General features: G+C 35.8%; 15 protein-coding genes and 1 pseudogene. All 16 read left to right on the forward strand.

All coding sequences use genetic code 11. The features are described from left to right. The first annotated feature begins 18 nt into the window (after positions 1-18). Positions 19-5,466, forward strand: a complete 5,448-nt coding sequence (gene zmpD, locus RWO85_RS01840; RefSeq protein ID WP_314413637.1) for a zinc metalloprotease D — start codon at positions 19-21, stop codon at positions 5,464-5,466. A gap of 178 nt (positions 5,467-5,644) precedes the next feature. Further along, complete coding sequence (locus tag RWO85_RS01845) at positions 5,645-5,767, forward strand: hypothetical protein (protein WP_314413640.1); 123 nt, start codon at positions 5,645-5,647, stop codon at positions 5,765-5,767. A 646-nt stretch (positions 5,768-6,413) separates the two neighbouring features. After that, complete coding sequence (locus RWO85_RS01850) at positions 6,414-6,587, forward strand: hypothetical protein (protein ID WP_000159607.1); 174 nt, start codon at positions 6,414-6,416, stop codon at positions 6,585-6,587. Next, positions 6,584-7,363: a replication initiator protein A gene (locus tag RWO85_RS01855; RefSeq protein ID WP_314413641.1), complete on the forward strand. Its 780-nt coding sequence runs from the start codon at positions 6,584-6,586 to the stop codon at positions 7,361-7,363. Before RWO85_RS01850 ends, RWO85_RS01855 begins: the two co-directional genes overlap by 4 nt. A gap of 98 nt (positions 7,364-7,461) precedes the next feature. Continuing rightward, the gene (gene dcm / locus RWO85_RS01860; protein ID WP_314413643.1) at positions 7,462-8,820 is read left to right on the forward strand and encodes a DNA (cytosine-5-)-methyltransferase; all 1,359 of its coding nucleotides are present in this window, start codon (positions 7,462-7,464) and stop codon (positions 8,818-8,820) included. After that, positions 8,804-9,253, forward strand: a pseudogene (locus RWO85_RS01865) (hypothetical protein). Before dcm ends, RWO85_RS01865 begins: the two are co-directional and overlap by 17 nt. Further along, positions 9,246-9,626, forward strand: coding sequence for an arsenate reductase family protein (locus RWO85_RS01870; protein ID WP_001845485.1), 381 nt, complete (start codon positions 9,246-9,248; stop codon positions 9,624-9,626). The pseudogene RWO85_RS01865 and the gene RWO85_RS01870 overlap by 8 nt, the downstream one beginning before the upstream one ends. Before the next feature lie 12 nt (positions 9,627-9,638). Further along, positions 9,639-9,872 carry a hypothetical protein gene (locus RWO85_RS01875; RefSeq protein ID WP_000840776.1) on the forward strand — a complete coding sequence of 78 codons (234 nt, stop codon included), beginning with the start codon at positions 9,639-9,641 and terminating at the stop codon, positions 9,870-9,872. A 2-nt stretch (positions 9,873-9,874) separates the two neighbouring features. Continuing rightward, positions 9,875-10,462, forward strand: a complete 588-nt coding sequence (locus RWO85_RS01880) for a type II CAAX endopeptidase family protein (RefSeq protein WP_314413646.1) — start codon at positions 9,875-9,877, stop codon at positions 10,460-10,462. Positions 10,463-10,537: 75 nt separating this feature from the next. Next, complete coding sequence (locus RWO85_RS01885) at positions 10,538-11,182, forward strand: type IV toxin-antitoxin system AbiEi family antitoxin domain-containing protein (RefSeq protein WP_399553584.1); 645 nt, start codon at positions 10,538-10,540, stop codon at positions 11,180-11,182. Continuing rightward, positions 11,182-12,018, forward strand: coding sequence for a nucleotidyl transferase AbiEii/AbiGii toxin family protein (locus RWO85_RS01890; RefSeq protein WP_314413651.1), 837 nt, complete (start codon positions 11,182-11,184; stop codon positions 12,016-12,018). Before RWO85_RS01885 ends, RWO85_RS01890 begins: the two co-directional genes overlap by 1 nt. A gap of 283 nt (positions 12,019-12,301) precedes the next feature. Further along, the gene (locus tag RWO85_RS01895; protein ID WP_000869763.1) at positions 12,302-12,601 is read left to right on the forward strand and encodes a hypothetical protein; all 300 of its coding nucleotides are present in this window, start codon (positions 12,302-12,304) and stop codon (positions 12,599-12,601) included. Next, positions 12,591-13,079: a hypothetical protein gene (locus RWO85_RS01900; protein WP_314413653.1), complete on the forward strand. Its 489-nt coding sequence runs from the start codon at positions 12,591-12,593 to the stop codon at positions 13,077-13,079. Before RWO85_RS01895 ends, RWO85_RS01900 begins: the two co-directional genes overlap by 11 nt. Next, complete coding sequence (locus tag RWO85_RS01905) at positions 13,079-14,956, forward strand: VirD4-like conjugal transfer protein, CD1115 family (protein ID WP_314413689.1); 1,878 nt, start codon at positions 13,079-13,081, stop codon at positions 14,954-14,956. The genes RWO85_RS01900 and RWO85_RS01905 overlap by 1 nt, the downstream gene beginning before the upstream one ends. 20 nt (positions 14,957-14,976) lie before the next feature. Beyond that, complete coding sequence (locus RWO85_RS01910; protein WP_000627865.1) at positions 14,977-15,219, forward strand: hypothetical protein; 243 nt, start codon at positions 14,977-14,979, stop codon at positions 15,217-15,219. A gap of 16 nt (positions 15,220-15,235) precedes the next feature. Beyond that, positions 15,236-16,090, forward strand: coding sequence for a conjugal transfer protein TrbL (locus tag RWO85_RS01915; RefSeq protein ID WP_001054256.1), 855 nt, complete (start codon positions 15,236-15,238; stop codon positions 16,088-16,090). Positions 16,091-16,130: the final 40 nt, after the last annotated feature.

The raw sequence follows: 16,130 nt of genomic DNA on the forward strand, positions 1-16,130 counted from the left end.
AAAGATAGGGGATTACAATTGTCATTATTAAAAAAAGATAAGTTTTCCATTAGGAAAATAAAAGGTATTGTTGGCTCAGTATTCTTGGGAAGTCTTTTATTCGCTCCGTCAATTGTTGGTGCATCGACTTATCACTACTTGGATTATAGTACTTTGACACAAACTGAACGTGATCAGCTCAAGCAAGGTAGACCTGACGAATCAAAAGAATCATATGCTTTGGTTTATGAGAAAGACGCACTACCAAATACTGGTCAATCACAATCTATTATGACTTTATTTGGTTTATTGACCATCGGTAGTCTTGTTGTAGTTATTACAAAAGATAAGAGAAATAAAAAAATAGCTACATTTTTGATTGTAGGGGCGACAGGTTTAATTACACTATCAACTGCTTCAGCACTTAATTTGAATGCTAACATCCATGAGTCTGGACATGATGGTGTGTTGCAAATTTCTGGTTACAGATATGTTGGTTACTTGGAGCTTGATGATAGAAGTGTTTCGTCGGTTTCTCCGGCATCAACTGTTTCGCCAGTTGAGCAACCCAAAGTTGTGGCAGACAAAGGAGAACCTGAGGTTCAAGCAGCGTTACCAGAAGCTATTGTAACTGAAAAAGGGGAACCTGCAGTTCAAACAGCATTGCCAGAAGCCGTAGTCTCAGAGAAGGTAGAACCAGCAGTTCATGAAAAATCAGAATATACGGATCCTTTAAGTACAGTCCCAGACGAAGCTCCTAAAGTAGAGAAAACTGAGTACACAGCTCCTGTAGGTACAGTTCCAGATAAAGCGCCTAAAACTGAGAAACCAGAATATACTGAACCAGTAGGTGCAACAGGAGTGGATGAAAATGGAAACTTACTTGAGCCACCTGTTAGCGAAAAGCCAGAATATACTGAGCCAGTAGGTACAACAGAAGTGGATGAAAATGGAAACTTGATTGAACCACCTGTTAGCGAAAAACCAGCATACACGGAACCAGTAGGTGCAATAGGAGTAGATGAAAATGGAAACTTGATTGAGCCACCTGTTATCGACATTCCAGAGTATACTGAACCAATATCTACAGTTTCAGAAGTTGCATCAGAAAGAGAAGAGTTGCCTTCTTTACATACCGATATCCGGACCGAGACTATTTCTAAAACGACTATAGAAGAATCTGATCCTACCAAATTTATAGGCGATGATTCTGTTAAACAAATTGGTGAGGATGGCGAACGTCAAATTGTTACTAGCTATGAAGAGTTACATGGCAAAAAAATTAGTGAACCAGTTGAAACAGTAACTATTTTGAAAGAAATAAAGCCTGAAATTCTTGTAAAAGGTACAAAAGAAAAGCCTAAAGAAAAAACGGCTCCTGTTTTGACTTTGGAACGAACAGATACAAATGTATTAGACCGCTCCGCAAATCTTTCTTATCATTTGGTTAATACAGATGGAGTCAAAATCAATAAAATTACTGCGACAATCAAAGATGGAAATGAAATTGTCAAAACAGTAGATTTAACTTCAGAGCAATTAGATAAGCAGGTAGAAGATTTAAAATTCTACAAGAACTATAAGATAGAAACCACTATGACCTATGACCGTGGTAAGGGAGAAGAAACTGCAACATTAGAAGAGAAACCACTTCGCTTGGATTTGAAAAAAGTTGAAATTAAAAATATTGCATCTACTAATTTAGTGAAGGTAAATGACGATGGTACTGAAACACCTAGTGATTTCATGACTGAAAAACCTTCAGATGAAGATGTGAAGAAAATGTACTTAAAAATCACTAGTCGTGATAATAAAGTAACACGTTTAGCAGTTGATAAGATTGAGTTGGTGACTGAAAAAGAAAAAGAACTTTATAAAATTACAGCAACTGCTCAAGATTTGATTCAACATATTGACCCATCTAAAGCTAGAAATGAATACATTCATTACATTGAAAAACCTCGTCCTAAGGTTGATAATGTTTACTATAATTTTAAAGATTTAGTAGATGCTATGAATGCTGATAAAAATGGTACATTTAAAATCGGAGCAGATTTGAATGCAACGAATGTACCAACACCTAAGAAATGGTATGTTGATGGTGATTTTAAAGGTACATTAAAAAGTGTGGAGGGGAAACATTATACCATCCATAACACGGAGCGTCCGTTATTCAAGAATATTATCGGTGGTACAGTAACCAAAGTAAATCTGGGGAATGTAAATATCAATATGCCTTGGGCGGACCGCATTGCACCGATTGCCGACACTATTAAAGGTGGCGCTAAAATCGAAGATGTCAAAGTGACTGGTAACGTATTAGGTAGAAACTGGGTATCTGGATTTATTGATAAGATTGATAACCAAGGTACACTCAGAAATGTGGCCTTTATCGGTAACGTAACTGCTGTCGGTGATGGTGGACAATACTTGACCGGTATCGTTGGTGAAAACTGGAAAGGTTTAGTAGAAAAAGCATATGTGGATGCTAATCTTGTCGGTGATAAGGCAAAAGCTGCGGGAATTGCTTATAGTTCACAAAACGGTGGGGATAACGGTGCTGTAAGTCGTGATGGTGCGATTAAGAAATCAGTAGCAAAAGGAACCATTAATGTAGCTAAACCAATTGAAAATGGTGGTGTTGTAGGAAGCATGAAGCATCACGGTTCCGTTGAAGATTCAGTTTCCATGATGAAAGTATCTAATGGTGAAATTTTCTATGGTTCTAGTGATATTGATTATGATGATGGCTATTGGACAGGAAATAATGTGAAACGAAATTACGTTGTAGTAGGTGTCAGTGATGGGAATTCTAGCTACCAGCGTTCAAAAGATAAAAATCGTATTAAACCTATTTCTGAAGAAGAGGCAAAATCTAAAATTGAAGCTACAGGCATATCCGCAGATAAATACGAAATCAACGAACCTATAGTCAACCGCTTAAATCGTTTAACAAGAAAAGAAGATGAGTATAAGACAACTCAAGACTACAAAACAGAACGTGATTTAGCATATCGTAACATTGAAAAGCTTCAACCGTTCTACAATAAAGAGTGGATTGTTAACCAAGGTAATAAACTAACTGAAGGTTCAAACTTGTTGACAAAAGAAGTGTTATCAGTTACAGGAATGAAAGACGGACAATTTGTAACGGATTTATCAGATATTGATCATGTGATGATTCACTATGCAGATAAGACTAAAGAAATCAAAGCTGTTCATCAAAAAGAGTCTAAAGTAGCGCAAGTTCGTGAGTATAGTATCGATGGATTGGGTGACATTGTTTATACACCAAACATGGTTGATAAAAATCGTAATCAATTGATTCAAGACATTAAAGGTAGGTTAGCGACTGTTGAATTAATTTCTCCTGAAGTACGTGCCTTGATGGGTAATCGGGATAGAGCTGAAGAAAATACAGAGGAACGTAAAAACGGTTATATCCGAGACCTTTATCTCGAAGAAAGTTTTGCTGAAACGAAAGCTAATCTTGATAAATTGGTCAAATCTTTGATTGAAAATGCTGACCATCAATTAAATATTGACGAAGCGGCTATGAAAGCACTTGTTAAGAAGGTGGATGAAAATAAAGCTAAAATCGTGATGGCTCTTACTTACCTTAATCGTTACTATGATATCAAGTATGGGGATATGACTATCAAGAACTTGATGATGTTTAAACCTGACTTTTATGGTAAGTCAGTTGACCTTCTTGATTTCTTGATTCGAATTGGATCAAGCGAGCGAAATATCAAGGGCGACAGAACTTTGGATGCTTATCGTGATATGATTGGTGGAACTATTGGTAAAGCTGAATTACATGGCTTCTTAGATTACAACATGCGTCTCTTTACTAACGATACTGATTTAAATGATTGGTTTATACATGCGGCTAAGAATGTATATGTATCAGAACCTCAAACAACGAATCCTGATTTTGCTAACAAACGACATCGTGCATTTGATGGTTTGAACAATGGTGTTCATAATCGTATGATCCTACCTCTATTAACTCTTAAGAATGCACATATGTTCTTGATTTCAACTTACAATACAATGGCTTATAGTTCATTTGAGAAATATGGTAAGTATACAGAAGAAGCTAGAAATGAATTCAAAAAAGAAATTGATAAGGTTGCACATGCTCAACAAACATACTTAGACTTCTGGTCACGTTTAGCATTGCCAAGTGTACGAGATAGATTGCTTAAGAGCGAGAAAATGGTTCCAACACCTGTATGGGATAACCAGACCTACAATGGTTCTCCTGTAGGTCGTCGAGGATTTGACAGTAAGGGTAACCCTGTAGCCCCAATTCGTGAATTATATGGTCCAACATGGCGACATCATGATAGAGATTGGCGTATGGGCGCTATGGCATCAATATTCCCTAATCCAAATAATGATGACAAGGTCTTGTTTATGGTGACGGATATGATTAGTCCGTTTGGTATTTCAGCCTTTACTCACGAAACAACACACGTAAACGATAGAATGCTTTATTTCGGTGGTCATAAACATCGTCAAGGTACAGACGTCGAAGCCTATGCTCAAGGTATGTTACAAACACCTGATAAATCAACTTCTAATGGTGAATATGGCGCTTTAGGTTTGAATATGGCTTATCATCGTGAGAATAATGGTGATCAGTGGTATAACTATGATCCGGATAAATTGAAAACTCGTGAAGATATTGATCGCTACATGAAGAACTACAATGAAGCGTTAATGATGTTGGATTATGTTGAAGCAGATGCTGTAATTCCAAAATTAAATGGTGATAATAGCAAGTGGTTCAAGAAAATTGACAGAGTAGATAGACATGTTGATGGCTTAAATAATTTAACTGCTCCACACCAATGGGACAAAGTTCGTGACTTAAACGAAGGAGAGAAAACTAAGCCATTGTCAAGTATTGATGATTTGGTTGATAATAACTTTATGACCAAACATAATAATCCGGGTAATGGTGTGTTCCGACCAGAGGACTTCACGCCTAACTCAGCATATGTTAATGTTCAAATGATGGCTGGTATTTATGGTGGTAATACAAGCAAAGGTGCTCCAGGTTCATTATCATTCAAGCATAATGCCTTCCGTATGTGGGGTTACTTTGGCTATGCAAATGGATTTATCGGATATGTATCTAGCAAATACCAAGGTGAAGCGGATAAACAAAACCAAGGTAGATTGGGTGATGATTTCATTATTAAAAAGGTTTCAGACAACCAATTCTCAAACCTAGAAGACTGGAAAAAACATTGGTATCACGATGTTAAAGCTAAAGCAGAGCAAGGATTTACTACTATTGAAATTAACGGTAAACAAATTACCAACTATACACAATTGAAGAATATCTTTGTTAAAGCGGTTGAGGAGGATTTAAAGAAATCGGGTGATTTCTCACATACTGTTGCACTCAAAGAAAAAGTGTTTAAAGCCTTGTTGAAAGCAACTGATGGTTTCTTTAATCCTTTGTTTAAATGAATATAACAAATTGCTATTTAATATGATGATGGACAAAAACTAGATTCAAAATAAAACCACACAGTGATTTCAGTTTTATACTCAATGAAGCTGAAAGAAACATTGTGTGGTTTTTGAATGGTTAGCGTTTTATACCTAAAAAATCCCAAAAACTCATAAAATTCCACTCTTATACTCAATGAAAATCAAAGAGCAAACTAGAAAGCTAGCCGTAGGTTGCTCAAAGCACTGCTTTGAGGTTGTAGATAAGACTGACAAAGTCAGCTCAAAATACTGTTTTGAGGTTGCAGATGGAAGCTGACGAAGTCAGTAACATCTATACTCCAAGGCGAAGCTGACGTGGTTTGAAGAGATTTTCTAAGAGTATTAGCTAACATATATGATTCTCTCCCTAATATGAAGTAATAGCTATAAGAGATATTGAATTTCAAAGGATATACTTGAATTAAACTATGTCTTGAGTAAGACTTCCATAAAATGATAGACTTTAATTTTCATTTAATTTTGAATTAGTATAATCTGGAAACAAGAGCGGACAAAATACAGAAGTCATGATATAATATAAATTAGATTTCTATGTCATAAAACAAGAACTGTTTGGACATCATTCATTTAAAAACTCGCTATGTTCAAACGATAGTAAATTATATAAGGGGCTCTAAACCCTTGCTACGAAAGGAAAAAAACTCAATGGCTACTATTCAATGGTTGGTCTAGAAGAATTAAAATAATAAAACATTGTGAAGTAGAATAAATGCTTAAAACCCTTGAATTTCAAGGGTTTTTGTGAGTACAGATTTTTATTTTTTACATTGTTATAAGTGCTTGATTGAGCAATAATCATCAATAAAAACATTTTTTTGGTGTTGAGTTTGGTGTTCAAATATCTATTATGTTACGGAAAGGAATTTCACAATCTTTCCGTTTTTTTATTTTATGGAGGGAAAATGACAAAAGAATTACAATCATCACGCTATATTGTCATTTCATTTTTAGTACGTGAAATGGGAATTGACATTGTTGAAGCCATCTCTCTTATGGCTGAATTAGAAAAAAGTGGCTTGGTTCGATTGGAATCAAGTGGAGATTTAATACTCAAAGAACTTGGAGGAGCGCTATGAAACGAATAACCGCAAATCAATACCAAACTTCAGAACGGTATTACAAATTACCTAAAATTCTTTTTGAGGATGAGAAATATATGGATATGAAACTAGAAGTAAAGGTAGCTTATTCTATTTTAAAGGATCGTTTAGAATTATCTCTCAGTCGTGGTTGGATAGATGAAGAAGGAGCGGTTTATTTAGTATTTTCTAATTCTAAACTGATGAGGCTGTTAGGTTGTTCGAAGTCAAAATTACTGTCCATCAAAAAAACTCTTAAAGAATATGACTTAATTGATGAAGTTCAACAGTCTTCAAGTGAGAAAGGGAGACTTGCTAATAAGATTTATTTAGGGGAATTGTCTTCTACCCCAGTAGGTAATTCAAACAGGCCTAGTGTTAAAAAAAGACTAGGGCAGGTTGAAAATGAAACGGCCCCCGTCCCATATTCAGCCCCTAGTGAGACTGAAGTTAGTGAGACTAAATATAGTGAGACTGATTCTTTATTTATTGAGGATGAGGAGGATAGGAATACTCAACCTATTTTGAAAAGAAAAGTAGAAAAGGTCACAAAATATGATCGAGATTATATTTGGGGATTGGTACAAGATCAATTTAGACGAGAAAGTTTTTCTGAAACAGCCAGTGAAATTGCTATGACTGATTTTGAGAGAATCTATCAGTATGCTCTAGATAATGTTCACTTTGTTAGACGTGCGGAAGTACTTGCTGAATTTGTGTTTAACGGCTTGTATTCTGTTTGGAATAACCGTGTTAGAAAAGGAGGTGGTTAAATGTCGCCAATCGAGTGGATATTAGTTATGCTCATTGTCATTTCAAGTGGTGTGACTATTTGGACATTGATAGTCGATAAGAAAGGGGGGATAAAGAAATGAAATTTATTGATTTATTTTCAGGTATCGGTGGTTTTCGACTAGGAATGGAAAGTGTCGGACACGAGTGTATTGGATTTTGTGAGATTGATAAATTTGCTAGGAAATCTTATAAGTCCATTTTTCAAACGAAAGGAGAAATAGAATTTCATGATATACGAGATGTTTCAGATGACGAATTTAAAAAACTTAGAGGGAAAGTCGATGTCATCTGTGGGGGATTCCCTTGTCAAGCATTTTCAATCGCAGGAAGACGATTGGGATTTGAAGATACTAGAGGAACTTTGTTCTTTGAAATTGCTAGGGCGGCCAAACAAATCCAACCACGTTTTCTTTTTCTTGAAAATGTTAAAGGCCTACTCAATCACGATAAGGGACGGACGTTCACCACAATCCTTACCACACTTGATGAGTTGGGGTTTGATGTTGAGTGGCAGGTGCTTAACAGTAAGGATTTTGGCGTTCCCCAAAACAGAGAGAGGGTGTTTATTATCGGACATTCTAGAAAGAAAGGTACCAGACTCCTATTTCCTTTCAGACGAGAAGGTCAAGCAACTAACCCTGAGACTTTGAAAGCACTAGGGAATTTAAATCCATCAAGAAGTGGAATGAGTGGTAAAGTCTATTATTCAGAAGGTCTTGCGCCAACCTTAGTTCGTGGAAAAGGAGAAGGATTTAAAGTTGCGATTCCTTGTATGACACCAGACAGATTAGAAAAAAGACAAAATGGTAGACGTTTCAAGGATAATCAAGAGCCAATGTTTACTTTAAATACTCAGGATCGCCATGGTATTGTCGTTGTTGGAGATTTACCAACTAGCTTTAAGGAAACTGGTCGCGTCTATGGAAGTGAGGGCTTATCTCCAACACTGACTACGATGCAAGGTGGAGATAAAATTCCCAAAATACTGATTCCAGAACCAATCCAATTTCTAAAAGTACGGGAAGCAACGAAAAAAGGATATGCTCAAGCAGAGATTGGGGATTCAATCAATTTGGAAAGACCAAGTTCTCAGTATCGTCGTGGTAGAGTTGGAAAAGGCATAGCTAATACGTTAACAACTAGTGGTCAAATGGGAGTAGTTGTGGCTAGCTATGAAGGCGAAGATAAACAAGTTTATCATGTAGCCGGTGTCTTAATAGATGGACAATTTTACCGTTTGAGAATACGACGAATCACTCCTAAAGAGTGTTTTCGCCTTCAGGGGTTTCCTGATTGGGCTTTTGAAGCTGCTAGAAAAGTCTCTAGTAATAGTCAGCTCTATAAACAAGCTGGTAATAGTGTAACCGTTCCTGTGATTGTTGCAATCGCAAAGAAATTAAAAGAAATAGAGGAAAAAAATGAAAGCATTAAATAAAGAATCAATACTAGATTGTGATGAATTAGAAACACAATTACATGATGCAGAAATCAAACAGCTGGATGAACAAATATTTTTGATGCCCAATTATCCATGTGAGTTTGAGGTGACATTTTTAGATGATTACCATAAAAAACATAATTACCCACTATTTTATGAATCCTATCTTCAAAATATTATGGAATTCCTTGAAAGTCAGGATATAAAGAACGGAGCTGATGCCTTTGTAGATGATCATCAAAATCTCGTTTTTATTTTATAGGGACAAGGCTATCGAGCCGAGGGAAAAGAGGGAATACTTACAACCCAAGTAACTGTAAAAGCTTATGATGAAGACAAGAAACCGATTAACTTCGAAAATTTATTAGATTCCTTAATCGTCTCAGAATATCAAATGGAACCGAATCTTTGGGAGGTCTCCCATGATTGATCTCTATCTAAGTAAAAATAGCCAAAGAAATCAACTTCTTTTAGACTTCTTCCAAAACTATGGCATCGAGGTATCTTGTCATTCAGTTTCTGAAATGACAAAGGATAAATTAATTGAGATGATGAGCTATTCTTCAGATTGTTTTGAATTTCTATCTCCCAATTTATTACGATTTAAGAACCGTGACAATCTAAGATTAACGGATTTCGTTGAGATGATTTTAAAAAATCCTGAACTAACCATCAGACTTCCTCTTGCGGTTTCAAATAAGCGGGTTTATCCAAATCTGAATTTGGAAGAGGCTAGAGCTTTATTGCCAAGAGATACGAAACAATTGATTTACATGGCACAAACACATTATTTATCTAACTAAAGGAGAAGCAATATGGCTGAACGATTTTGGGAGAACTTGTCCATTATTTTGGCTGAAAGAAATATTAGCTGGATTGAGTTAACCAGAAAAATGTTTGCGGGAGAATTTCACTATCCAAGTGAATTGAATCGTTTGTATCAAAAGATTCGTCACTATAAGATGGAACAACGAATGCCTCAAAGTCCATGGGTAGAAAGGATTGTGCAGGTATTAGATTTAGATTATGAAGATTTATTTCGGAGGTAACTATGAAAAGAATAATTCCAGTTTATATATTCCAACAAGTAAATGTCCTATTGGTATCTCTATACTTACTGAAATTTTTTTGTATCGGTGAGTTAACTATACTACAGATTCTCTATGGTGCGTCACTCATTTCATTTTTATGGATGTATGGCCAACGTAAAAAATCGCATAAGGTCAATATGAAATCTAAGATGAAATGGCTTGGTATTGGATTAGCTAGCATACTGATTATAAGTCTATGTTTTAGCTTAATCCATGCTCAAGGAAGCACGAATCAAGCAAACTTAATTGGCCTTCAACATCAGGTTCCTTGGTTTTCATTTTTATTGTTCTTAATCAATGCGAGTATGGTTGAAGAATTTCTGTATCGAGAAATTTTATGGAACTTGGTCAGAAAATTAGATATCAGAATTGCGTTGACAAGTGTTTTGTTCGCCTTAGCTCATCATCCAGAAACCATTCTAGCTTGGTGTTTATATGTTTCATTGGGAATGTTTTTAGGGATGGTGCGCTATAAATCTGACTTATGGGGCAGTATGGGGCTACATTTGGTGTGGAACCTATTAGTCTATGTCTTCTTTTTTCTTTAATAATAGTTAGTGTATCTTACGTATGGATTAATTTTGAAATAAAAAAACTAAATGAATTGATTTTAAAGAAATAAAATGCTAACATATATAGAAGATGTTAGCATTTTATTTCTAAGAAAGGAGAATGATATGGTTGATAAAAGAGAGAAACTGATTAACTCTTTCAATCAGTATGGTTTTTTAACTTTTAAACAAGTAATAGATGAAAATTTACATTACAAAACCTTATTAAAAATGGTTACAGAAGGAAAAATCGATACTGAAGAAAAAGGCTTATATCGCTTACCTGATATTTATTTAGATGAGTGGTTTGTCCTTCAGTATCGATTTCCAAAGGGAATCTTTTCTTTGGAGACAGCACTTTGGTTACATGGTTTATCTTTGACCATCCCTTTTAACATGACGATGAGTTTTCCTTATGGTACGAATACCAAAAACATTAAGGAAGCAGATATATGTCCTATTATCTTACGCTCTCACTATAGTGAAGGAATTGTTGAAATAGAGCGTCTTCCTGGTCAATTTATTAAAGTTTATGAAATTGAACGAGTTTTGGTTGAATGTCTAAGACCAGTTCATCAGGTGGATCTTCAAATTATTGCACCAGCGTTTAAAAAATATTTTCAACAAAATCAAATTAATTTACACAAATTATTTTATTATGCCCATCTATTTAAAGTAACTGATAAGTTACAATCTTATACGGAGGTGCTATCTTAATGTTTTCAAATGCCAATAGCTTTAAAGCAAGAATCAAAAACATTTCAAAAGATAAAGGAATTCCAGCTCAACAAGTACAACAACATTATTTAATTGAGCAAGTGTTAAAGCTGATTTCTACTAGTTCTTATAGAGATTCCTTCATTGTAAAAGGAGGGTATCTAATAGGTCAAATGATTGGACTAGATAAGCGAACCACAATGGATTTAGATGTCACTCTGAAGGGAACCGAAATGAGCAGAAAAAATTTGATTCATATCTTTGAAGAGATTCTTTGTTCTAAAACTGATGGATTTTCATTTTCAGTAGATAAGCTAGAACCTATTCGCCAAGATGATGAATATGGAGGATTTTCATTAAAATTAAATGCAACTTTTGATACATTAAAGGAGGTTGTTTTTATTGATATTACTACTGGTGATAAGATCACACCAAGAGAAATTACTTATTCAATGACTTCTATCTTTACTAATGAAAGCATCAAGATATGGACATATAATCTAGAGACTGTACTTGCTGAAAAGTTAGAAACAATCATCAGTAGGGGATTAGCTTCGACACGCCCACGTGATCGATATGATCTTTTCACCTTGTATAAACTTAGAAAAGAAGAGATTAATCTAGAAGTATTAAAAAATGCACTTGAAAATACAGCAGAAAAACGTAAAAGTAAAGATACTATTTATAATTGGGAAGAGCAAGTGAGAGGAATTGAAATTTCTGATTATCAGAAAGAGCTATGGATTCGTTATCAACGCCAATTTAAGTATGCTAAAGATATCTCATTTGATAACTCTGTTCAGGTTATTAGGGAAATTATGCAACAAATATTTTAGTACAAAAGTAACTCATTCGTAAAGCAGTGAGTTGCTTTTTTTTATTCCAACAACCTCAAAAATGTGATAAAAATTTCAACTACTCTTATCTATAATAAAGCTACCTGTTCTTTGAAAATTGAATCCACTCCGTCTTGATTAGCGTGCCTGTGTAAGTAGGGACTGAGAGTATTTCCCTGTGAAGGGCAACTGGCACAAAACGTGTGTGAGAATTTTCTAACAGACACGGAGTTTATCGTTACCAGACTTAAACGATGCGACAAACTAGATAAAGGAGTTAATCATGAAGGTAGTAAACTTGTATGATTTGAAACAAATGGGAAATAAAGGTGGTTGTACCATCCAATTGATTCATCACTTTCCTTTTGGTATGGGCTTAGGACATCTCAAAAAAGACTACATTGAATTTAAACGTGTTGGTATCGTTGATGGGAAAGCAGTAGAAGTTACTCTTCGAGAACCTTATTCGAGAGATCTACTGCAGGTTGTCAAGTCGATTAAGCAACGTCAGAAATTGATAGCTTATCGTTATAAAGAAGGAAAGCTGCTATTTGTGAAGAAGGAGGCATCAGATGTCCTCTGAACAACAGGAACGAATGGCAGTTCAATATGCTGAGCGTAGTCTTTTATTTACTGTCAAAAGTCTCTTAAAGATTCTAGAATGGTCTAGACGTCAGGCTTTAGCACAGGATTCCGCCTATAAGATAGGGGTGCAGAAATTAGAAGAATTGCTACAATCTCCTTATTCGATTGATACAATTAATCTGAAAAAAGATTTTTTAGACAAACCAATTGATATAGAGAAATTTAAAGCTTTTTTAGAAAAAGAAGAGATTCCTTTAGCCATCGCTTGGCAAGGGGATTCTCTACATTTCTACACGAAAGACCGTTCGATTCTAGACAATCATTTAGACCATCTGTTAGAAAAAATGGTTAATGATCCGGAGAAATTAGCTGATTTTACCATGGATAAGTCACTAGACCAAGCAATTGATGAGGCTAAATCCCAAATTACCTTTAGACAAGAAGGTGTCGTCAAACAGAAAGAGATGGTGAGATGATGTACAGTGGAAAGAAATTCCTACTATTTTCACTGTTAGGTATCTTACTAGGCTATCTTTTTCATCGTTTGACGCTTTTGTATGATTTCTATACTGGAAATAGCTTAGATAAATGGACTCATCTTCTGATGGAAGGTCAAGATGAAGTTCTTCAGTCGCCATGGAATGTTTCTTTTACTGGAAAATCAAGTGCTTTTTTTCTACTAGGTTTTGTGATGATGTTGCTGGTTTATCTCTATCTAGAGTCTGGTAAAAAACAATACCGAGAAGGGGTAGAATACGGGAGCGCCCGTTTTGGAACTCTAAAAGAAAAGAAGCTCTTTTACGGTAAGGAATTTTCTCATGATACGATCTTAGCACAAGATGTTCGTTTGACATTATTAGATAAAAAACCACACCAATATGATAGAAATAAGAATATTGCGGTGATCGGAGGTTCAGGAAGTGGGAAGACATTTCGCTTTGTGAAACCCAATCTGATTCAGATGAATAGTTCTAATATTGTAGTGGATCCTAAAGATCACTTGGCTGAGAAAACAGGCAAACTCTTTTTAGAACATGGCTACCAAGTAAAGGTGCTAGATTTAGTCAATATGAAGAACTCAGATGGCTTCAATCCTTTTCGCTATATAGAGACAGAAAACGATTTGAATCGCATGCTGACGGTTTATTTCAATAACACCAAAGGCTCTGGCTCCCGTAGTGATCCATTTTGGGATGAAGCTTCTATGACTTTGGTACGAGCTTTAGCCTCTTACTTGGTCGATTTCTATAATCCACCCAAAACAAGAGAACAGCTCATAGAAGAAAGTCGTTTAAGTCAAAAGGAATATCAAAACTTGTTGAAACGTCAAAAAAAAGAAGTGGAAGAGCGAAAAAAACGAGGGCGTTATCCAAGTTTTGCTGAAATCTCAAAACTCATTAAACACTTATCCAAGGGTGAAAATCAAGAAAAAAGTGTCTTAGAAATTCTATTTGAAAATTATGCTAAAAAGTATGGGACTGAAAATTTCACCATGCGAAATTGGGCAGATTTTCAAAATTATAAGGATAAGACTCTGGATTCTGTTATAGCTGTAACCACTGCTAAATTTGCCCTCTTCAATATTCAAAGTGTCATGGATTTGACCAAAAGAGATACCCTTGATATGAAGACATGGGGCAAGGAAAAATCAATGGTTTACTTAGTTATCCCAGATAACGATAGTACCTTTCGCTTTCTTTCAGCCCTCTTTTTTTCAACCGTATTTCAAACCCTAACAAGACAAGCAGATATTGATTTTAAGGGTCAATTGCCTCTTCATGTGAGAGTCTATTTAGATGAGTTCGCAAATATCGGAGAAATTCCAGATTTTGCTGAACAAACCTCAACAGTCCGCTCTCGTAATATGAGTCTCGTTCCCATTCTACAAAATATTGCCCAACTTCAAGGGCTCTATAAAGAAAAAGAAGCTTGGAAAACCATTTTGGGGAACTGTGATAGCTTAGTCTACTTAGGTGGTAATGATGAAGATACCTTTAAATTTATGAGTGGCTTACTCGGTAAACAAACCATTGATGTTCGAAATACTAGTCGTTCCTTTGGCCAGACAGGTTCAGGATCCCTTTCTCATCAAAAGATTGCTCGTGACTTAATGACACCTGATGAAGTCGGAAATATGAAACGGCATGAATGCTTGGTTCGAATTGCTAATATGCCAGTCTTTAAAAGCAAAAAATACAATTCCACTAAGCATCCAAACTGGAAGTACCTAGCCAACCAAGAAACCGATGAACGGTGGTGGAACTATCAAATCAATCCTTTGAATCAAAGACAAGAAAATCATCTTGAAGGCCTTAGAATTCGTGATTTAACTTTGGAATCTAGTTTAAAATAAAAATAGAAAAGAAGAAATAGATGATTACGCATTTTAAAGGTTTTGTTTATGGAGTAGACGCAAGTGCCATGTTTGCACAAGCTATGTCTTTGTTACAGAAGGGATTGATTGCGGTTGGTGCCTTTCTCGTTGTTGTGGGGATTGTCAATCTTGCAACCAACATTAAAGATGGTGGACCAGGTGTTCGGAATGCCATTCTTGAAATTGTCGGTGGAGTTATGGTAGGGGCTGCTGGAGCCTTTGTAACCCAGATTTCAATTTAGGAGGATAAACAATGACATGAATCTTAGTTTAGTCTCACCCTTTGTTTACCTTGCATCTGAAAAAATATCAGCTGAAAATTTATTTGAAGGGTTTAATGTAGATTTACAATCTACGGTAGATCTGATTAAATCTCTATCTAGCTACAATCCAACTGTTTGGACTTATATGTCTAGTATTACTAAAAGTGTCATGCAGCCTCTTGGAGTTGCGATTTTATCAGTTGTTCTCATCTTAGAATTTTCGAAGATGGCAAAGAAAATTGCTAACTCAGGAGGAGCGATGACCTTTGAAGCATTGGCGCCGATGTTGATTAGTTATATTATGGTCGCAGTTGTAATTACCAACACTACCGTTATTGTAGAAGCCATCATCGGGATTGCGAGTCACGCCATTGAACAAGTGGCCTCGATTGTGGCTCACGGTGGGGCAAAGTATGATACAATCTCTGGATTAAAAGGGTCAGGATTTATTGGCCGTATGATTGTGGGCTTTTTCGCTCTCCTTATCTGGCTTGTTCGGATAGTAAGTGCAGCCATGGTTAATCTTTTGGTATCTATTCGATTTATTCAACTCTACCTTATGATTCCATTTGCCCCTCTTACGATTCCAACATTTTTAAGCGATGAGTGGAAGTCTATTGGTATTGGCTATTTAAAAAATATTATGGTCTATGCGGTACAAGGGGTTCTTATTTTTCTGATTGTTTCTCTTGTTCCTTTGTTTGAATCTGCTGGGAAAATAGCTGTTTCAAATGGTGCAGGAGTCCTGCAATCTCTTGCGATTATGTTTGGTAGTTTAATACAAGCTATCTTACTGATTATTGCCCTCGTTGGTTCTCAACGTACGGCTCGCTCAATCTTAGGTATGTAATTAGATAAAGGCTAGGAAGTGATTGCTTCTTAGCCTTTTT

Source organism: uncultured Streptococcus sp. (assembly GCF_963521865.1).
In the GTDB taxonomy this organism is placed as follows: domain Bacteria; phylum Bacillota; class Bacilli; order Lactobacillales; family Streptococcaceae; genus Streptococcus.